The organism is Pseudomonas sp. DTU_2021_1001937_2_SI_NGA_ILE_001 (assembly GCF_032463525.1).
In the GTDB taxonomy this organism is placed as follows: Bacteria; Pseudomonadota; Gammaproteobacteria; order Pseudomonadales; family Pseudomonadaceae; genus Aquipseudomonas.
The window spans coordinates 4,590,888-4,610,226 of sequence record NZ_CP135971.1 but is presented as its reverse complement, the minus strand read 5'-3'; the positions used below and the strand labels follow the sequence as shown (position 1 = coordinate 4,610,226).

At 61.8% G+C, this 19,339-nt stretch carries 18 protein-coding genes; 6 read left to right on the top strand and 12 right to left on the bottom strand.

Going from position 1 to position 19,339, the window contains the following annotated elements; all coding sequences use genetic code 11:
* Positions 1-29: 29 nt before the first annotated feature.
* Positions 30-359: a DHCW motif cupin fold protein gene (locus RRX38_RS20045; protein ID WP_295476383.1), complete on the top strand. Its 330-nt coding sequence runs from the start codon at positions 30-32 to the stop codon at positions 357-359.
* Here the strand turns inward: RRX38_RS20045 and RRX38_RS20040 are convergent, their stop codons facing one another.
* A complete protein-coding gene (locus RRX38_RS20040; RefSeq protein WP_295476650.1) occupies positions 360-1,967 on the bottom strand; it encodes a hybrid sensor histidine kinase/response regulator in 1,608 nt (535 codons plus the stop codon). It lies immediately after the preceding gene.
* A gap of 103 nt (positions 1,968-2,070) precedes the next feature.
* Between RRX38_RS20040 and RRX38_RS20035 the strand changes: the two genes are divergently transcribed.
* Positions 2,071-2,709, top strand: a complete 639-nt coding sequence (locus RRX38_RS20035; RefSeq protein WP_295476385.1) for a response regulator transcription factor — start codon at positions 2,071-2,073, stop codon at positions 2,707-2,709.
* A 51-nt stretch (positions 2,710-2,760) separates the two neighbouring features.
* Here the strand turns inward: RRX38_RS20035 and RRX38_RS20030 are convergent, their stop codons facing one another.
* Positions 2,761-3,168: a hypothetical protein gene (locus tag RRX38_RS20030; protein WP_295476387.1), complete on the bottom strand. Its 408-nt coding sequence runs from the start codon at positions 3,166-3,168 to the stop codon at positions 2,761-2,763.
* 350 nt (positions 3,169-3,518) lie between these two features.
* On the opposite strand from RRX38_RS20030, the gene RRX38_RS20025 reads away from it, so the two are divergent.
* Both RRX38_RS20025 and RRX38_RS20020 read left to right on the top strand, forming a co-directional pair.
* On the top strand, positions 3,519-4,007 hold the full coding sequence (locus RRX38_RS20025; protein WP_295476389.1) for a hypothetical protein: 489 nt from the start codon (positions 3,519-3,521) through the stop codon (positions 4,005-4,007).
* A gap of 86 nt (positions 4,008-4,093) precedes the next feature.
* Positions 4,094-5,743 carry a hybrid sensor histidine kinase/response regulator gene (locus tag RRX38_RS20020; protein ID WP_315960402.1) on the top strand — a complete coding sequence of 550 codons (1,650 nt, stop codon included), beginning with the start codon at positions 4,094-4,096 and terminating at the stop codon, positions 5,741-5,743.
* Here the strand turns inward: RRX38_RS20020 and RRX38_RS20015 are convergent.
* A complete protein-coding gene (locus RRX38_RS20015; protein ID WP_315962713.1) occupies positions 5,740-6,360 on the bottom strand; it encodes a response regulator transcription factor in 621 nt (206 codons plus the stop codon). The two genes, RRX38_RS20020 and RRX38_RS20015, sit on opposite strands and share 4 nt — an antisense overlap.
* 281 nt (positions 6,361-6,641) lie before the next feature.
* Between RRX38_RS20015 and RRX38_RS20010 the strand changes: the two genes are divergently transcribed.
* Positions 6,642-7,607 carry an OmpA family protein gene (locus RRX38_RS20010; protein WP_315960401.1) on the top strand — a complete coding sequence of 322 codons (966 nt, stop codon included), beginning with the start codon at positions 6,642-6,644 and terminating at the stop codon, positions 7,605-7,607.
* 17 nt (positions 7,608-7,624) lie between these two features.
* On the opposite strand, the gene RRX38_RS20005 is transcribed toward RRX38_RS20010, so the two are convergent.
* From RRX38_RS20005 to RRX38_RS19970, 8 genes are all read right to left on the bottom strand, one after another.
* Positions 7,625-8,809, bottom strand: coding sequence for a PotD/PotF family extracellular solute-binding protein (locus RRX38_RS20005; RefSeq protein ID WP_315960400.1), 1,185 nt, complete (start codon positions 8,807-8,809; stop codon positions 7,625-7,627).
* Positions 8,806-9,795 carry a GTP-binding protein gene (locus tag RRX38_RS20000; RefSeq protein WP_315960398.1) on the bottom strand — a complete coding sequence of 330 codons (990 nt, stop codon included), beginning with the start codon at positions 9,793-9,795 and terminating at the stop codon, positions 8,806-8,808. Before RRX38_RS20000 ends, RRX38_RS20005 begins: the two co-directional genes overlap by 4 nt.
* Positions 9,792-10,091 carry a hypothetical protein gene (locus tag RRX38_RS19995; RefSeq protein WP_315960397.1) on the bottom strand — a complete coding sequence of 100 codons (300 nt, stop codon included), beginning with the start codon at positions 10,089-10,091 and terminating at the stop codon, positions 9,792-9,794. Before RRX38_RS19995 ends, RRX38_RS20000 begins: the two co-directional genes overlap by 4 nt.
* Before the next feature lie 8 nt (positions 10,092-10,099).
* Positions 10,100-10,849 carry an SDR family NAD(P)-dependent oxidoreductase gene (locus RRX38_RS19990; protein WP_295476400.1) on the bottom strand — a complete coding sequence of 250 codons (750 nt, stop codon included), beginning with the start codon at positions 10,847-10,849 and terminating at the stop codon, positions 10,100-10,102.
* A gap of 48 nt (positions 10,850-10,897) precedes the next feature.
* Positions 10,898-11,659 (bottom strand): SDR family NAD(P)-dependent oxidoreductase, encoded by a 762-nt coding sequence (locus RRX38_RS19985; RefSeq protein ID WP_315960395.1) that lies wholly within the window; start codon positions 11,657-11,659, stop codon positions 10,898-10,900.
* A gap of 27 nt (positions 11,660-11,686) precedes the next feature.
* Entirely contained in the window at positions 11,687-13,048 is a 1,362-nt protein-coding gene (locus RRX38_RS19980) for an MFS transporter (RefSeq protein ID WP_315960394.1), read from the bottom strand.
* A 55-nt stretch (positions 13,049-13,103) separates the two neighbouring features.
* Positions 13,104-13,985, bottom strand: coding sequence for a polysaccharide deacetylase (locus tag RRX38_RS19975; RefSeq protein ID WP_315960393.1), 882 nt, complete (start codon positions 13,983-13,985; stop codon positions 13,104-13,106).
* A 63-nt stretch (positions 13,986-14,048) separates the two neighbouring features.
* Positions 14,049-15,407, bottom strand: a complete 1,359-nt coding sequence (locus RRX38_RS19970; protein WP_315960392.1) for an amidase — start codon at positions 15,405-15,407, stop codon at positions 14,049-14,051.
* A 302-nt stretch (positions 15,408-15,709) separates the two neighbouring features.
* On the opposite strand from RRX38_RS19970, the gene RRX38_RS19965 reads away from it, so the two are divergent.
* Complete coding sequence (locus RRX38_RS19965) at positions 15,710-16,714, top strand: GntR family transcriptional regulator (protein WP_295476410.1); 1,005 nt, start codon at positions 15,710-15,712, stop codon at positions 16,712-16,714.
* A gap of 72 nt (positions 16,715-16,786) precedes the next feature.
* Here the strand turns inward: RRX38_RS19965 and hrpB are convergent, their stop codons facing one another.
* On the bottom strand, positions 16,787-19,309 hold the full coding sequence (hrpB, locus tag RRX38_RS19960) for an ATP-dependent helicase HrpB (protein WP_315960391.1): 2,523 nt from the start codon (positions 19,307-19,309) through the stop codon (positions 16,787-16,789).
* Positions 19,310-19,339: the final 30 nt, after the last annotated feature.

The window sequence follows — 19,339 nt, the reverse complement described above, 5'->3', positions numbered from 1 at the left end:
GCCGGCTGGATCATCCGAACGAGCGCGCCATGCACATCCACGACATTCCCTTCGGCATCACCGACTGGTCGGCCATCGAGGCCACAACCCATCCCGGAGAGACCGGCATCGCCTACTGGCGCACCTGCCAGTTCGGCGCCATCCGCGTGCGCATGGTGGAATACACGCCGGGCTACCTGGCCGACCACTGGTGCAGCAAAGGCCACGTGCTGCTGTGCCTGAAGGGCCAACTGGACACCGAGCTGGAAGACGGCCGTCGCTTCACCCTGCTGCCCGGCATGAGCTACCAGGTGGCCGACAACGCCGAGGCGCATCGTTCCTCCACGGCAAGTGGCGCGACGCTGTTCATCGTCGATTGACTACGTGGCCTCTTTGAAAAAATCCTTGGTCAATTCGAGCAGGGTCGCTCGCAATTCGGGCGGACGCACAGGCTTGGACAGAATGGAAATGTTCATATGCATCAGGCCACTGCGGATGCGCTCGATGTCATGTCCGGTCATGATCATCGCCGGAACCTCCCAGCCGCGCCGCTCGCGTATCGCGGCGATGCACTCGGCGCCCGAGATCTTCGGCCCCAGATCGAAATCGGCAATGATGATGTCGCAGTCGGTCACCACGTCCAGTCCATCGCTGTGGGTTTCCACCTCGCACCCCCACTTTTCGAGCAGGGCCGAGGTTGCCATCAGCACATTGGCATCGTCTTCCACCAGGCATACGCGCAGGCCCTGCAAGCGCCGCTGCATGATCACCGGCCGTTGGGCCTCGATGCCAGGCACCATGCGCTCCAGGCCCTGGATGGTCGCGCAAGTACCCCGACCGGGTCGCGAGTCCAGGCGGATATCCAGGCCAATCAACTGGCTGATTCGCTTGACGATGGACAACCCCAGCCCCAGGCCTTCGACATCCTTGTCACGGACGTGGCGTACCCGGTAGAACTCCTTGAACACCTCCGGCAGATGCTCGGCGGCAATGCCGCGCCCCTTGTCGTAGATAACAATGGCCAGCCCTTTGCCCCGGGGTCGAACACCTATCAGCACCGGTTGTCCGGCGGCGTACTTGAGCGTATTGGAGACCAGGTTCTGCACCATGGTGGTCAACAAGCCGGCATTGACGTTGACCCACTGTCGACACGGACGCAGGCGTAACTCGACCCCCGCCCAGCGTGCCGCCTCGGTGTTCTGCTTGACCACATCACGCAGAAGCGCATCGAGGTTGACGGGCTCCGCCTGTGGCTCCAGCTTGCCGTTGTCGAGGGTGTAGATGTCGAGGATCGAACGGAACAGCTGCGAGACGGTGTGCAGCGAGCGGTCAATGTTGTCCACCAGGCGAAGCTCTTCGCTGCCCAGCCTGGCGTCGCGCAGGCAGGCCGTAAACAGGCCAATGGAATGGATCGGCTGGCGCAGGTCGTGGCTGGCCTGGGCAAGAAAGCGGGACTTCTCCTGATTCGCGGCCATTGCCTCTTCCGACGCGACACGGGTTCGTTCGAGCAGAATGTGCGCATAGGCCGGTACCACGATGGTGGTCACGATCAGCATCAGGAACATGAAAGGCTGGCCACGCCAGAACGGGGTCAGGATAAAGATCATCACCAGCATGCCCAGCGCGATGAGTGTCGCGGCGGCCAGGTAGCGAGAACCAAAGCGCATGCCATTGCCCAGGGTGACCCACAGCAAGGCGGCATACACGGGCAAGGCGCCCTCCCCACCCACGACCATGGCAAACGAGATACCGCTGTAGTCGTGGGCCATGGCGAACAGGCGGCGCCAGAAGAAATGCCCAGGCCAACGCTTGATCGCCATGCGCAGGGGCACCGCCACGCTGACGAAAAACGCCATGTACCACAGGATGGGCGCATAAGTGGCGAAGTCACTGGAAGGCAGGCAAGCCACCACGAAGATGTACAGCGAAGCACAGGTGCTGACCGTCAGCCTTAAGGTGGCTTGGTCAAGCTCGCTGTTCTTTTCCATCAGGGGCATGGCAAGTCTCCGAGGCACAAGCCGCTTCAAATCTGAAACCGGATGTTACAGTTGCGGTACGATACGCCCACCCTGCGGTGAATTGGCCTTGAGCATGACGCACAGAATCATAGTGGCAGATGACCACCCTCTGTTTCGCGAAGGGATGCTCAAGACCCTGGAGCGGCTCATACCCAACGCGCTGATCGAGCAGGCGGGCAACCTGGATGAAGTCCTGGCACTCGCGCGTTCGGGCCCGGAAGTCGATTCGCTGATTCTGGATCTGCGCTTTCCCGGGCTCACCTCCATGCAGGTCATTGGTCAGTTGCGCAGCGAGTTCAAACGCACATCGATCATCGTCGTCTCGATGGTCGACGACCCGGAGATCATCTCGCAGGTCATCGACCAGGGAGCTGACGGCTTCATCGGCAAGAATGTCGACCCGACGGGTATTGCCGACGCCATTCAGGCCATCCGGGAAGGCGAGGTGGTGGTCAAGTACAACCCTGAAAATCCGCTGTTGGACCCTAGCCTCTCATCACTGACTGCGCGTCAGAAGCAAGTGCTGAGCCTGGTTGCCGCTGGCAAGACCAACAAGGAAATCGCCAAGCTGCTGGGTATTTCGCCCTTTACCGTACGCATCCATGTTTCCACGCTGCTCAAGTCCCTGGGGGTCCCCACGCGTGCGGCCGCGGCGGCGCAGTTCGGGATTTTTCCCAGCGGCAATGGCTGGCCGGAAAAAACCGATACCTGAAACTTACCTGCGCTGACAGTCGATGACGCCGCAAAGACCTGGCAGCGAGGGTTACAGCGTGGGCTTGGGCACCGGCGTGCTCGCGGGAATCAACTTGGCTCCCGAGGGTCGTTTCGGGCAGTCGCCGGACGAATACCAACGGGTAACCATCCCCCGCTCGATCATGAAGCGCTGTTCACAACGGGCGTAGTCAGGCACATAACCCCACTCTGCCGAACGACTGGCGTTGGTCAGCCAGACATAGTCGTAGCCGATGATCTTCGAATACCCATCGCTCAAGGCATAGCTGTTCTTTGGCGCGCCCCATGAAGTCACCAGGTCATCCTCTGAGGCGCCTACCCATGAGGCGGTGATGTCCGATGTGGTCTGGTAACGCTGGTTCGTGAGCAGATTACCCAAGGGCGAACCGGCGCACCCAGACAACAACAGGACGGGGAAAAGGACGACCCAGGGCTTCATGCTACAACTCCAATCATTATTAAATATTAAAATGCCACCACCACAACTCGACAACTTATCGAACCCGGGAGGCAATGCTTAGTTATCACGCCATGCTAGAAAGCCCTTAAATGACCGTCCATAGCACACCTGTACTATGGCGCCCCTCCCTGTACCGCTCATAAACTCACAACGGTCCGAACACGCTGTTTTATCCAGCTCGCGCAGTAACCCGGCGCCTGTTCATTACCTCAGTGAACAGGCACACGCGTGGCTGTTGCCGGCGATAAACATACAGCGCTCATCTCGAAGGCCTGCTGCCTGAATGCGGGCCAATAACAACGCCCCTGAATACACATCAAGGTAAGTCTATGCACGTCAATCATGGAAAAATACTCGGCATCGGATTCATGCTGTGCTGGCTGGCCGTCGGTTTGTCGGGCTGCGCCAATACGGACGGCTTGATGAATTCATTGAATCCAGGTGCACAAAAGTACGAGATCACTTATTTGAAGAAAACCCTGATTCCGGGAAAAACCACCAAGAATCAGGTGATGCAACTGTTCGGCGCGCCCTCCCAAGAAGAACTTAACTCGACCAGTCGCAGTAACGGTTCCAATTGGACTTATGAGAAAAAAGAAGAAGGGCTGGAGAAATACATGACTCTGGCGCACAAGTATGTGTCGACCGAGACGAGCCTGAAGATGTACGACGCCTCCGCGCAGGTGTCCAAGGCACAGGGTGTCGCCGAGGACGTCAGCAGCGTGACGGGAACGAAAAAAGCACCGAACCAGGCCACCGGGTCGACGCTGATCATTTACTTCATCGACGATGTGGTGGACTACTACCGGCTGTATTGATGCGCTCCCTCCCACCCGGCCGCCAGGGTCCCTAGAGCCCGGCGGCCAAAGTTCACTTGCCGCGCTCAAGGGAGCAACATCCGGCGATGCCTCCCCATGACCCTGAGGTCGTAAGCGTGGAACAGAACAGCGAACTCAATCAGGCCAGCCTGCGACTGACCGTCAGTGCCAGCGCCTTGCTATACATGGTGGTGCTGAGCGGTCTGCGCCCTGCTGATGCGGCGACGTACCTTCCCATCATTCTGTATATTTCGACCTTCATCATTGCCTCGATATTCCTGCGCATGGCGATCAAGCGCTGGCCCGGGCATTTTTTCTGGCGCCGCCTGTTCTCCATGCTGCATGACTACACCGGCATCGCCTTCGCCATGGTGCTGGGCGGCGAAGGCGCGTTGCCCATCTACGCCGCCCTGCTGTGGGTGACGCTGGGCAATGGCATGCGTTTCGGCTCGCATTATCTGGCCCTGGCCACGGCGATCGCACTTGCCACCCTGGTGGTGATTTTCCTCTTCAACCCCTTCTGGCGCTCTCAGCCCTACCTGTTCCTGATGCTGATCGTGACCACCGTCGTGGTGCCGGCCTACGCGCATATCCTGCTCAAACGCACACGTCTCGCCTCGGAAGAAGCCATCGCTGCCAACCAGGAGAAATCCCGTTTTCTCGCCCAGGCCAGCCACGACCTGCGCCAGCCGATCCATTCCATCGGCCTGTTCACGGCCTGCCTGCGCGACGCCAGGCTCGGCAGCGAGGAACTGCGTCTGGTGGATAACATCGACCGTTCGCTGCACACCGTCTCGCAGCTGTTCCGCTCGATCCTGGACATCTACACCCTCGACAACGGCAAGCTGGAACCACAGTCTGAACCGCTGAGTCTGGATGAGCTGTTGCGCGATGTGGTCAAGCAGAACACCGAAGCCGCACGCTGGGCAGGTGTCGAGATGCGCCTGCGTCCTTGCCAACACTGGGTCGATGCCAATGCCGGTCTGTTGACCACCATGGTGCAGAACCTGGTGTCCAACGCGATCAAGTACGCCCCCGGCAAACCGGTATTGATCGGCGCCCGGCGCCAGGCCAACGGCCTGGCCGTGGTGGTTTATGACAAAGGCTGCGGCATCGCCGCCGAGCACCTGCCCGAGGTCTTCAAGGAGTTCTATCGAGTGCGCCGCACGCGCGACAAGGATGTCGAAGGGTTGGGTTTGGGGCTGTCCATCGTCAAGCGGATCAGCCAGTTGCTCGATGTGAACGTGCATATCCGCTCCACGCCCGAGCGGGGTACCCGGGTGGCCATCACGGGATTGAAGCAGGTCGCTGCCCAGCCGCTGGCCCCGCGCGTCAAGAGCCCGCAAGAACGCCTCCATGGTCTACGCATATGCCTGATCGAAGACGATGCCAACGTTTCCATGGCGACCAAGGCCCTGCTGGAGAAATGGGGTTGCGTGGTCGAAGTCCACACGGATGCGGATATCCTGGACGCCGACTGCGACATCATCATTGCCGACTTCGACCTGGGCACCAAAGCCTCGGGGGCCGAATGCATCGCGACGATCCGTGAGCGACGCGGCCGGGAAGTACCTGCCCTGGTGATTACCGGACACGAGATCGAACGTATTCGCCAATCGCTGCACAGCCTGAACATTTCGGTGCTGGCCAAGCCCGTGCGTCCACCTGAATTGCGCAGTGTGTTGCTCGAGCAGGCCAAATCCATCGAACGCAGCCGGTTTTCGTACGAGGTCTAACAGGCGTCGCGGTCCGCAAAACGCACTGCGGCGACTGCGCGGTTGGGCACATTCAAGGCGCGAATCAACGAGGAGACATGAATACGCACGGTGTAGGGAGAAATGGCCAGTTCGGCGGCAATTTCCTTGTTGGTCTTTCCTTGCGCGATCAGGTGCCAGACTTCTCGCTGCCTTGACGTCAGCTTGCGAGGAACTTCATCGCTTTCGAGCAGCGGTGTATCACTCGGCTCATAGCACGCCACTACTTGGCCACTATTTATATCCCTGATCGCTTTACGCACGTCTTTAGGCGCCATGTTCTTGCCAATGAATCCATTGACGCCCGTTTCCATCACTCGTGCGACCACCAGGCTATCATCAACGGCAGAAACAACAATAATTCGGGTAGCGCCTTTTTCCTGACACAGTTTTTCCAGCCCTTTAAGAGAGCATAGCCCTGGCAGACGCACTTCGATAAACAACAGAGCGACTGGCTTCCAGCCGGCCATAAGTGTGTAGACATCCTCCAGTGTTCCCGCCTGCCTTATTTCTGCGCCCGGCAACAGGCATTCCAATAGCCCTATCATTCCTTCCCGATAGAGCGGGTGCTCATCCGCCACCACAATTCGACAACTCATATCAGCAAGTACAGCCTGTTCAGATCGATGAGAACACGGCTCGATCATCTCTGACCCAGGCGACTTAAGATATAGAACACATGAACTAGTACATCTGCACTATACCTTTCGATATCAGCCATGCAGGGTGAATAGGCTGACCCTGTTGCAACATCACGAACCCTGCAATAGGGCAGTTGTACTATTGCGGGGTTTCATTCTCGCCGGTTTTATAACCGCCACCGCCGACCTGTTATTCAGCGGGTCATGCATGACGTCTTGCAGCCGAGAGTTTCGGAACGATGAACTTTAAAAAAACCACTGTAGTGATACCCATACTTTCCATTGTGCTGGGCTTGGCGGTGCTGTCCTCGCCTGGCGCGCAGGCAAGCAACAATCGAGCATTCGAGGCCGCCAGCCTGCCGGTATCGACCACCCCCTTGGGGGCATTTCCCTACCTTGCGCTTCCCAAGGGCTATGTCGTGGCGACCACGCCTGATACCTCGGACTTCGATCAGATTCCCTTCTGGACAGGCGACCGCCTGGAGGCTGTCGAAGGCAAAGTCTGGTCGGCGCATATCGACGCCGCACAGGGCAAGGCGTTCTCTGACCTCGAACTGCAGCGCAATGTCGAGTCCGTGGTGTCGTCGCTGGGCGGTAAGAAGATCTTCGACGGCAAAATCCCGGAAGAGGCCAGCCAACGCATCAAGGAATGGCCGCGCGACTTCGCGATGAAATACAACAGCGGCCTGGGCGATATCTGGAACAACGCGACACAGGTGTTCGTCATTCACCGTGGCGACCGCGACATATGGATTCACCTGTGCAGCTACGCGTTTGGCGCCGGGATGCTGATCGCCGAAAGCAAACCATTGCAAATCACCGCCAGCCTGTTATCGGCACAGGAACTCGGCGCGCAGCTGGAGCAATCGGGCAAGGCGGTCTTGCACGTCAATTTCGCCAGTGACCAGAGCCGCATCCTGCCTGATTCGCAAGCACAACTGCAGCAAGTCGTGCAGTTACTCAGGCAAGACTCAGTGTTGAAACTGGCAGTGAACGGCTATACCGACGACACCGGCGACGCTGCGCATAACAAGACGCTTTCAGCCCAACGCGCAGAGGCCGTGGTAGCTGCCATCGTCGCCCAGGGGATCGACGCGACCCGCTTATCAGCCACCGGCTTTGGTGAAAGCGCTCCAGTGGCCGATAACGCCAGCGAAGCGGGTAAAGCGCAAAACCGTCGGGTCGAGCTGGTCAGGCAAGACTAACGTGGTGAATCACCAGGCTAGCATCGCCCGGCCCTGAGAAAATCCGCCCATTTGCGGACCAGGTAGTTATGCTCGTCCATCACCGAGTTCCAGACGCTGATTCGGCTCACTCGCTCGGCATACGAGCCGCCCTCTCGGATCTGCCCTGGCTCGATGAGCGGCTCGCCATCACTGCCGAGCAGTTGCTCCCTGGCAGGCTTGCCCTCGTACCAGTAATCCCATTCTGCGGCCGACAAATGATCGCGAGCACGCAATGGATTGGAAATGTAGAACCCCTGCCGTGCCATCATTGCCCCCGCCCAGCCGGCCAGCCACCAGTTGAGGTAGGCATAGGCTGCATCCTTCACGGGCCCCTCGACAGCACGAGACAGCGACAGGCCGCCGAACCAGCCCCGGTAGCCTTCCTTGGGCACCGCCTGGCGATATTGAATGCCCTCGCGATGCAGTTGCATCAGCGCCGGCGACCACAGGCTTTCGATGTGCACCTTGGGGCCGAGCATGAGCTTGCCCGCGTCACGGTCATCCGACCAGAAGGCCGCGAAATGGCCCTGGCGCTGCAGCTTGATGAGCACCTCGGCAAGCTCGTCGATCTCTTCCAGGCGCAGGTTGGCCAAGACGTCGAACCTCGCCAGGCCTTTCGCCTGCACGGCCAGCGCCGCATCGAGCGCACCGATTGCCGCATCGCTCTGCAAGGCCACATGGCCACACCAGGCGGGGTCGACCAGCCAGGACCAGCTTTCGTTATCGATTGAAAATCCAGGGGGTAGCAGGTCGGGTCGGTAGGCGAAGCTGTCCGCATTGTGGGTCAGCGGCAACATGCTGATGAAGTCGCTGGGGCGGTTGGCCAGGCTGCGATCGTGCTGAACGAACAGGCGATCGCAGGGCAGGCTGCCACCGCCCAGAGTGTCGTGGGCATGCAGCCTGCCACGTTTGGCCAGGTCATTGATCTCATCCCATAGGGCGACGCGCCGGATATCAATGGGCTGTATGGCACCGGCAGGCCAGACGAAGTCCATGCTGTGGAACCATTGATCGTAGAGGTCGTAGCTTTCCGGATGCATCAAGGCAATGCGCTGCACCGTCTGTACGTCATGCACCTGATAGTCGATACGAATGCCCAGCTCTCGCTCGGCGCGCAGGCGAATCGACTCGAGCAGGGTCACGGAGGTGCCCAATACCCTCAAGGTCACGGGACCGCTCATGCCGCTCGCCCCAGACGCTGCACAAAAGCTTCGAATGATCGACGCAGCAGCCGGGTGTCCAGATCGCGCACGATGATGACCAGGCGCGAGCGCCGCTCACCGCCGGGCCACGCCTTCAGATGCACCGGCGTGTGCAGGCAGTGCTGGACACCGTGAATGACGATAGGTTGTTCGCAGTCCATTACATCCAAAATCCCTTTGACCCGGAGAATGCGTTCGCCGTGGCATCTTAACAGCATCGACAGCCAAACCCCGAAGGCCAGCCAGTCCAGTGCCTGGTCGTACTCCAGGGCACAGACTTGGGCCCCGCCATGCTGCGGCTGTCGGGTGGGTGCGAACAGCTGCCACCTGGCGACCTCGTCATCAGGCTCAGGGCTCCTGAGTCCTTCACCCAGAAGCTGCTCGTCACCCTCACCGACGCCACTGGCCAGCGCCACCGAGGCGGATGGGTTGAGCGATTGAAGATGGGCAGTGACCTGCTCGAGCACCTCAACCGATACCCGATCGGCCTTGCTCACCAGCAGTCGATCGGCCGCCGTCACCTGGCCCAGCCATTCGGGGTGGATGCGCTCGTGGAGCGCAGCATGCTGAGCATCCACGACGGTGACGATCAGTCCCAAGTGATAGCGGCCACGCAATTGCGGGTCACGCTGCAAGGTAGAAAGAATCGGCGCCGGGTCGGCAAGGCCTGTGGTCTCAAGCAGCACTCGGCGAAACGGCGGTATCAGGCCACGGCTGCGCTTGTCGTGCAGGTCGATGAGCGCCTGCTTCAGATCGCCCCTGATCGAGCAGCAGACACAGCCACTCGGCAGCAACACCGTATTGGGCGCGATTTCCTGCACGAGCAGATCATCGATCCCGACCTCGCCGAACTCATTGATCAGCAGGGCCGTCTCGCCCATCTCTTCATGGGCCAGGACCCGCTGCAGCAAGGTGGTCTTGCCGCTGCCCAGAAAACCGGTCAGTACGTTGATCTGCAGACTCATGCGGGCATTTCCAGATGTTCGAGAATTCGCGGGTCAAGGGGGTCGAGGCGACGCCCAAGAATTTCTTCGGCTGTCTGCCAGAGCTGTTCCAGGCCCGAGGCGACACCTTGTTTGCCGGTCGCCCCCTGTACCAGGTAAGACGCGCCCTGAACATCGCTGACCTTGAGCCGGAAAGGGGCGACCACCTGGTTGATCGCCGCGATACGACGCAACCGCTCGCGTCGGCCGGGCAGGCTGGTGTCGATAGGGTCGCTCCAGTGCGTGTCTTCGCCGATCAGGCCACACAATCCACACATCGCTCACCTCACGGCATGACATCGCCCGAATTCGGGTTGAGGGTCTGGCCGACGAACAGGTTGCCACCAGGCTCGGAGGCGAGCAGCACCACGATCGGCGCCACCTCTTCGGCCCTGCCGAATCGACCCAGCGGCAGTTCCCTGGACTTGGCCGCCTTCCACTCCTGGCTGAGGCCATCGACCAGCGGCGTCTCGATAGGCCCCGGCGCGACGGCGTTGACCAGCACATTGTCCTTGCTCACCTCCAGCGCCAGGGACTTGGTGAAACCGATCACCCCTGCTTTGGCTGCGGCGTAGTGAGTCAGTTGCGCGCCGCCCTTGATACCCAGCTGGGAAGCGATGTTGATGATGCGGCCCCATTTCTGCTCCAGCATGTGCGGCAGTGCCCGCTGACTGGCGACGAAGACGCTGGTCAGGTCGACACGCAGCATCTCGTCCCACATCGCCTGGGTGAGATCCACGCAAGGCGCCTGGGTCAACATGCCGGCGTTGTTCACCAGAATATCGATGCCACCGTAGGCCTCGATGCAGGCATCCACTCCTGCCTGAGCCCCTTCCCTGCTGCCCACGTCCGCCACGCATGGCGTCACTGGGGCGCCACGGGCACGGCAGTGCCCGGCGATCACCGCCAGACGCTCCGCGTCGCGGTCACATAACACCAGCCTTGCACCGGCATCGGCATAGGCAACAGCAATCGCCGCACCGATACCGCTGCCGGCACCGGTGATGACCGCACGTCGATCTTGCAATGGCTTCATTTTTCAATGCCCTCCAAGCCGCATGGCGTCATGCGGCGTAGTGTCGTTTCACTCAGGCCAACGCACCGTCAGGCCGCCATCGATGATGATGCTCTGCCCGGTGATATAGCTCGACTCAGGCCCGGTCAGGTAGCAGACCAGATCGGCCACTTCGCTGGCCCACCCAACGCGCCCCAGGGGAATGCCCTTGGCGGCCTTGGCCAGGCCGTCGGCCCCCAGCGAGTTCTTGCCATCCAGCGACTGCGGGGTTTCGATCAGCCCCGGGATGATGGTGTTGCAGCGAATGCCCCTGGGCGCAAGCTCTACGGCCAAGGAGCGGCACAGGCCTGGAACGCCCGCCTTGGCGGCGGCGTAATGCGCGTGCTCCTGCCAGCCATACACGCCGCCGGCGATCGAGGAGATCGCCACCAGGGCGCCGCCTTCGCCGATATGGCGGCTGGCGCTGCGGAACGTACGCATGACGCCCGTCAGGTCGACGTTGAGCATGGCGTCCCATTGCTCGTCCGACATGTCCAGCAGGGGCGCCTTGCGCAACAGCCCGGCGTTGGCGACGGCATAGTCGAGCCGCCCGAAACGCTCGACGGCTGCTGCGGCAATGGCCTCCAGCGACGCGCTGTCGGTAACGTCCATGGGCATCATCAAGCACTCGCCGCCAGCGTCTTCGACGAGCTGCTGTGTCTGCGCAGGGTCATGTGGGTCACCCGCCAGATAGCCGCCGACGACACGCACACCTTTCTTCGCATAGGCGACTGCCACCGCCTGGCCAATACCGCTGGCCGCTCCGGTGATCAAGGCCACGGGTTGAGACATGATTACGCTCCCGGTTATTTGAATGAATCATTTGACTGAGCGGGGTTCGACGTGACGGGCCGCCAACATCACCAGGCCCGACAGGAAGCAAGGCAGCGCGCCGAACCAGAGCGCCGCGCTGTGCCACTGGCCACCGGCCGTCAACACGCTGGTGATGCCCAGGCCGGCGACGATGGCGCCGATAGGACCCATGGCATGCACGATGGCCCCGCCCGTTGCACGGATACTGGTGGGGAAGCTTTCGCCCATGAAAAACAACAGGGCGGAGTACGGGCCGGTCAGGAAGAACAGACCCAGGCTGTACAGCGCCACCACGGTCACCAGGTCACTGGGGCCCTGGATCATGGCGAAGAACGCCAGCCCACCCGACATCCAGCCCAGCGCGACGGTGTTGCGGCGACCGATACGATCCCCCAGCCAACCGTGGACCAGGTAGCCGATGAAGCCCACCAGGTTGGACAGCACGAGGATCCACAGTGAATTCTCGAACGACAGCTTGTGCACACTGACGATCACTGAGGTTCCCAGCACGCTGAACACCTGAATGGCCGACCAGTTGAGGAGAATCGCCAGGCTCAGCACCAGGGTCGGGCGCAGCGCAGCGCCTCGGAATGCGGCGGCCACACCCGCCTTCGCATGCTCGTCGTAATCGACGTGATACTCGTGCGCAAGGCTGCGGGCGGCAGATTCGTCACCGGCCTTGCGCAGCTGGTTGATACGCTGCAGCACCTGGAACTGCGGGCTTTCCTTGAGCTTGCGCGCCAGGATCGCGACGACCAGGGCAGGCACCGCGGCGAACACGAAGCAACCCTGCCAACCGATGTGCGGCAGCAACAGCGCCGTGAGGCCTGCCGCGATCAACGCCCCCACCGGCCAGCCACTTTGCACCAGGCTGTAGACGAACCCCCGGCGCTTGATCAGTTTCGGATCGGTGGACGCTGCGTAGACCTCGGTCAGGTAGGTCGCGTTTACCGCTTCCTCGGCATACCCCAGGCCTGCGACCGAACGAACCGCAATCAGCGGCCCCTTGCCCATCCCGGCGCATATGGCCGTGAGCGCAGAACAAAGGGCAGTGCCGCCGATGGTGAACATGATCCCGCCACGTCGGCCGATCTTGTCCACCAGTGGACCGACGACGAAGGCGATGACCGCGCCGCCCACCGCCACCCAAGTGGCGATTTCGGCCTGTTCCGCTTCGCTCCAAGTGAAATGCCCACCCATGACCGGTAGCAGTGTGCCAAACAGGATGAAGTCGTATACCGCGAAAACCCACGCGAAGAAGGCAATCCAGGTTGCGTATTTGACGTCTCCTGATTGCAGTTGTACCGGCTTCCATGCCCCAGCGGACTCAGTGACTGACGTCGCCGTGGTGGCTTGTGTAGTGGTCATATCGGCATTTCTCTTGTTTCTGTTGCGCCTATGAATGGGTCAACCCAAACGTCTCTCAACGTTTGCGGGGTTGCCGCCGAATAAAGTCGTCAGCGATCTCGTCCATGGTTACGAACTGCACGCCTTCATGGCTTTTCATGTGCTCGATGAAGCGCTCAAGCATGAGCAGCACTTGAGGTCGACCCGAAACGTCCGGGTGAATGGTGATGGGGAATACGGCGTAGTCGTGTTCGCGGTAAACCCAGTCGAACTGATCACGCCACATCTCCTCCAGGTGGCGAGGATTGACGAAACCGTGGCTGTTCGGAGACTTCTTGATGAACATCATGGGTGGCAGGTCGTCGAGGTACCAGTTCGCCGGAATCTCGACCAGATCGGTTTCTTCACCGCGCACCAGGGGCTTCATCCAGGTATCGGGGTGCTGGCTGTAGTCGATCTTGCTCCAGCTGTCCTTGACCCTTACGTAGTAGGGATGGAAGTCGTTGTGCATCAGGCTGTGGTCGTACTTGATGCCCTTCTTCAGCAACAGCTCGTTGGTGACGTTGCTGAATTCCCACCACGGCGCCACATAACCGGTGGGCCGCTTGCCCGAAAGCTGGGTGATGATCTCGATCGACTTGTCCAGCACGATCTCTTCCTGCTCGGGGGTCATCGCAATCGGGTTTTCATGGCTGTAACCATGAATCCCCACCTCATGACCGGCCTGCACCACCGCCTTCATTTGCTCAGGAAAGGTTTCCACCGAATGGCCGGGGATGAACCAGGTGGTGCGCAGCTCGTACTTGGCAAACAGCTTGAGCAGGCGCAAAGAGCCGACCTCACCCGCAAAAAGCCCGCGAGAGATGTCGTCCGGCGAGTCCTCGCCACCGTAAGAGCCGAGCCAACCCGCTACCGCATCGACATCCACACCAATCGATACAAAGATTTCTTTTGCCATGACGCATACCTCGTTTTCATTCAAATAAACGCGCACCGCAATGGCCTGCCCGCCGGGCGGCCTTCAGCTCCAACCTCGCACCAAAGGCTCGATCGCCAGGGCGGCACGCAGCAGTTGCGGGTCATTTCCGCTGAAACTTGAAAGAAGGAAACTGGTGGGAAGCCCTGCCTCTCCGATACCGCTGGGGATCGCCACGCCGGGCATGTCCAGCATGCTGCCGGGCATGGTCAGCCTGAGCGTCGCCAGGTTGGTGCGCACAAAAAGCTCGTTGTCCTCTTCGAGAGGCGCCAGAAGCGGCGCAACATGACCGACCGTAGGGGTCACCAGGAACGCCCCATCCAGCTCTCGGGCCATCTGTGCCTTGAGGGCCTGGGCAGCCTGGTACAAGCGCACCTGTTTACTGGCCGGGTAGGCTCGCGCAGCCTCAAGCCGTTGGCGCACGCGGGGGTCGAGCTGCTCGGCATCCGGGCTGTCGAGCAGCGCCTGGTGCAGAGCAAAGGCTTCGGCACTGCCAAGCCAGCCAACCTGCTCGATGACCTCCAGTGCCTGTTGAAAAGCCTGCACCTTCCGGCGCTCGATCACGGCGCCTGCCGAGGCCAGGCGCTCCAGCGCAGCAAGAAGATTGGCACTGACTTCAGCCTGGATGCGCACATCACGCAGCAGCTCGACATCCACACACAGCCGGACCCCGGCGATGGGCAGGCCCGGCACCTCCAGCGGCATGCCAGTGCGGTTGCCCAGCAAAAGGTTATCCACCACGATGGCGTCGCGAACGCTGTGGGTAATCGGCCCCAGCGAGTCGAGCGAGCTGGCCAGCGGTGCCACGCCGTCGAACGAATAACGCTTCGCGCTGCTTCGATAGCCCACCAGGCCGTTGAACGCGGCAGGCACTCGGATCGAACCTGCAGTATCCGTAGACATGCCCACAGGCGCGATGCCATGGGCAACGGCGATGGCCGAACCCGAAGACGACCCACCCGGGGCACGCAGCTCACCGTTGAAGCGCAGATTGGCCGGGGTTCCGAAATGCGGATTCAAGCCCAGCCCGGAGTACGCCAGCTCACTGAGGTTGGTCTTGCCGACGCACACCATGCCGGCACGGCTGAGCGCCACGGCCAGTGAGCAATCGCGTGATGCAGGGGGGTTGCCCATGCGCACTTTGGCCCCGGCCGTGGTAACGCAGCCGGCCAGGTCGTAAAGGTCTTTCCACACCACAGGTACGCCATCGAAGGGCGACAACGGTTGACCGGCCTGCCAGCGCGCCTGGGCGGCAAGCGCCTCACGCCGGGCGCGCTGTTCGGTGAGGCTAATGAACGCCGCGGGACTTTGCGCCGCGCCCAGCAGCGCGTGGTCGAGCACCTCGACAGGGTCGGTCGTGCCCTCGGCGAATCGCTGGGCCAGGGAATGAGCATCGACACGCATGGCACACCCTACAAAATGTACATTTTAAAAATAAGTACATTTATAGAAGCATTGAGCGTGCCAAGTTTTGAACCTTAGGTCCCATACTGGATTGGGAGGCTCTATGACAGGCAGATGAATGCGGTAATGGGTTTGCGCAACGCGCCTGGCTCGAAAAATGTATTTTTAAATAAATGATCCATTTTGGGCTTTTCAGTAACAGCTCGCCCCAAGATCGCTCATGGAAGTGTTACCGGCGTTCGCTCACATCTCCCCCCTGCTTGTGAGAAACTTCCCCGCCACGCTTGATGAGAGCCGTCCTGATGTCTGCCACACCCTCCCTGGAAGAGCGTCCGTCTTCTCGCTACGAGACCATTCGCAACACGTTGCGCGATGCGATTCTCGGCGGTCAGACGGTTCCTGGCCTGGTGCTGGTCGAGGGCCCGCTGGCCGAGCTTTTCGGTACCAGCCGCGTACCGGTTCGCCAGGCCCTGAATCTGCTCCATGAAGAAGGGCTCATTCGCCGTTTCGATGGCCGGGGCTTCATGATCGACCCCGAGGGCACCACGCAAACCCCGCTCCGCGTACCCCTGACCCGCAAGCTGCTGGGCCTGGAGCCACAGGACGACCTCATCGATTACCGCCCCCTGGGCGAGCGGATCTATGACCACCTCGCGCAGACAGTCATCCGTTTCATGGTCTTCGGTCACTATCGCATCGACGAACAGAGCGCCGCCGAAGAGCTGAACGTCAGCCGAGCGGTCATCAGAGAAGCCTTGATGCGCCTGCGCGACAAGGGCCTGGTGGAAAAAGAGCCCTACTCGCAATGGCTGGCCGGGCCACTGACGGCCCAGGCCGTCAAGCAAGACTACGAACTGCGAATGCTGCTGGAACCCGATGCTCTTCGCCAAGGTGTCGAACAGGTGTCTCGCAGCGACCTGGAAGCGATGTTGCAGCGCGTGATCGAAGCCCAGGCCGCGGGCCGCGACGTGCACCGGGCAGCCATCGAACAGCTGGAGCAAGACCTGCACGTCACCTGCATCGCCGGGGTGAGCAACACGCGCATGGCAGCGGTCATTCGCCAGTGCCAGATCCCCATGAACGTCGGTCGCGTACTGCATGAAGCCCTGCATTCCAGCAACGACGAAGCGATGCTGGTCGAGCATCGCCTGATTTTCGAGGCCTTGTTGTACGGAACGGTCGAGTCGGCCTGCTCGTGCCTGCGCGACCACATCGCCAAAGCCCGCGAGCGCACCCTGCAACGGCTCAAGGTGCTGTCCGTACTGCCAGAGCCCAATGCGCCCCGCTACCTCGAAAGGCTCGCTTGAAGTAAAGATATACGGCGCAGCTGGCGGATCCCGGCATCGCCGGGGCTAGGCAGCTTTCCTTTACCAGGCGCTTTACGTTCCCCTTGGCTTGGCCCGGGCCGTCGCCTGCGCCACCAGCGGATCGTCTGGCCAGAAATGCTTGGGATAGCGGCCTTTGAGGTCCTTCTTCACTTCGCCGTAAGTCGACTTCCAGAAATTCGCCAGGTCCTGGGTCACCTGCACCGGGCGCCGTGCCGGCGACAACAGGTGCAGCTTCAGCACCTGCCGCCCATTGGCGATGCGCGGCGTATCCACCTGACCGAACAACTCCTGAAGACGAACGGCAAGCACCGGAGGCCGCTCGCTGTAGTCGACGCGAATGTTCGAGCCCGACGGCACCGCAACCGTCTGCGGCGCCAGGGCATCGAGGTGCTGGGGCAATGGCCAGGGCAACAGGTTGCGCAGGATGGAAGACAGGTCGAGCTGGGCGAAATGGCTGAGCCGCGAAACCTTGCCGAGATAAGGCGCCAGCCACTGCTCCAGGGTCGCCAGCAGAGCCTCGTCGCGCAAGTCAGGCCACTGGCTTTCAACCCCCGCTTCAACGTCGAGCGTGCGCAGCAGTTCTACCCTTGCCTGCCACTGACGCAGCTCCGGCGTCCACGGCAGCAGCTCCAGCCCTTTGCGGCGCACATGGTTGATCAGCGCCCGCGTACGCGCCTCGTCATCCAGATTCGTCAGCGGTGCACGGGACAGCACCAGCTCGCCCACCTTGATCTGCCGCTCGGCACGCAGAACGCCTTCGCGTTCATCCCAGTCCAGTTCATCCACCTGACGGACCTGCTCGCTCAGCACAGTGTCGAACAACGACTCATCGAGGTCGGCGGCCAGGTAGATCCGCTCCTCGCGCTGGCCTTGGCGGCTGCCCAGGTCGGCGACCACCAGCCATTCGTGCTTCATCAACGCATCGGCTTCGCCGAACAGCGCTGCCCGGCCATTGGCCAGGCGATATTCCGCGCCGCCAGCGCGGCGCTGGCGTGCCACGCGGTCCGGATAGGCCAGGGCCAGCAGGGCGCCCAGCCAGCGGCTATCCTGCGGATCGCTGACCGGCTGGCCTGGCGTACCGCGCAGGTAGCTGCGGTATTGCCGGGCCAGTTGCCGCGCACGCTGCACCCCGCCCTGCCCGCCACGCTGCGCCTTGTGCTCGCCGCTCAGCAGGGCCAGGCGGCTGTGCAGGTCGGCACCGGCGCCGCGCAGAATGTCACGTTCGCCCAACAGGGCCGCCACATTGCAGGCCATGTCTGCCAGGCCGAGGTCGTGCCCGCGCAACAGCAGGTGAGCGATGCGCGGATGCGCCGGCAGCTCGGCCATGGCCTGGCCATGGCGGCTCAGGCGCCCGTCATCCTGCAGGGCACCAAGGCGCTGCAACAGGTCGCGGGCCTGGGCAAAAGCGGCGGCGGGCGGCTGGTCCAGCCACTGCAACTGACCAGGCTCCACGCCCCAGCGCGCCAGCTGCAGGGCCAGGCCGGCCAGGTCGGCCTGAAGAATCTCGGCGCTGCCATAGGCCGCCAACTGGTCATGCTGGGCTTCGGACCACAGGCGGTAGCACACCCCTGGCTCCAGGCGTCCGGCACGGCCGGCACGCTGGGTGGCACTGGCGCGGGAAATACGCTGGGTGTCCAGGCGGGTCATGCCACTGCCGGGGTCGAAGCGCGGCACTCGCGCCAGGCCAGCGTCCACCACCACCCGCACACCGTCGATGGTCAGGCTGGTCTCGGCGATGTTGGTGGCCAACACCACCTTGCGCTTGCCCGCCGGCGCCGGGTCGATGGCCGCGCGCTGGGCGTCGAGGTCCAGCTCGCCATGCAAGGGGCACAGCAACACGTCGCGGCGCTCACCCAAGGCTTCAGCGAGTTGCTGATGCACCCGGCGAATCTCCGCCTGGCCAGGCAGGAACACCAACAGGCTGCCGCTTTCGCTGCCCAGTGCGTCGAGGACCGTCTGCACCACCCGGGGCTCGACGAACTCACCAGGCTGGAACGGCCGCCCCCATTGCGTGCTGACCGGAAACATCCGCCCCTCGCTGCGCACCACCGGCGCGTCATCGAGCAGCGTCGACAGACGCTCGCCTTCCAGGGTCGCGGACATCAGCAGGATTTTCAGCGGCGGGTCATCGCGCAGCAGCTCACGACCATTGAGGCTCAGCGCCAGGGCCAGGTCGGCATCCAGGCTGCGCTCGTGGAACTCATCGAAAATCAACAGCCCCACGCCTTCCAGCGCCGGGTCGTCCTGCAAGCGGCGGGTGAGAATACCCTCGGTCACCACCTCAATGCGCGTCTTCGGCCCCACCTTGCTGTCCAGGCGGATACGGTAGCCGACCGTTTCGCCGACCTTCTCACCCAGCTCGCTGGCCAGCCGCTCGGCGGCGGCGCGGGCCGCCAGGCGCCGGGGTTCGAGCATCAGAATGCTCTGCCCGGCCAGCCAAGGCTCATCCAGCAGCGCCAGCGGCACGCGGGTGGTCTTGCCGGCGCCGGGCGGCGCTTCCAGGACAGCCTCGTCGCGCTTGGCCAGCGCTTCGCGAAGAGATGGCAGTACGAGGTCAATTGGTAGAGAAATCATCTAGGCCCCCAAATCAGAGCGGCAGTATAC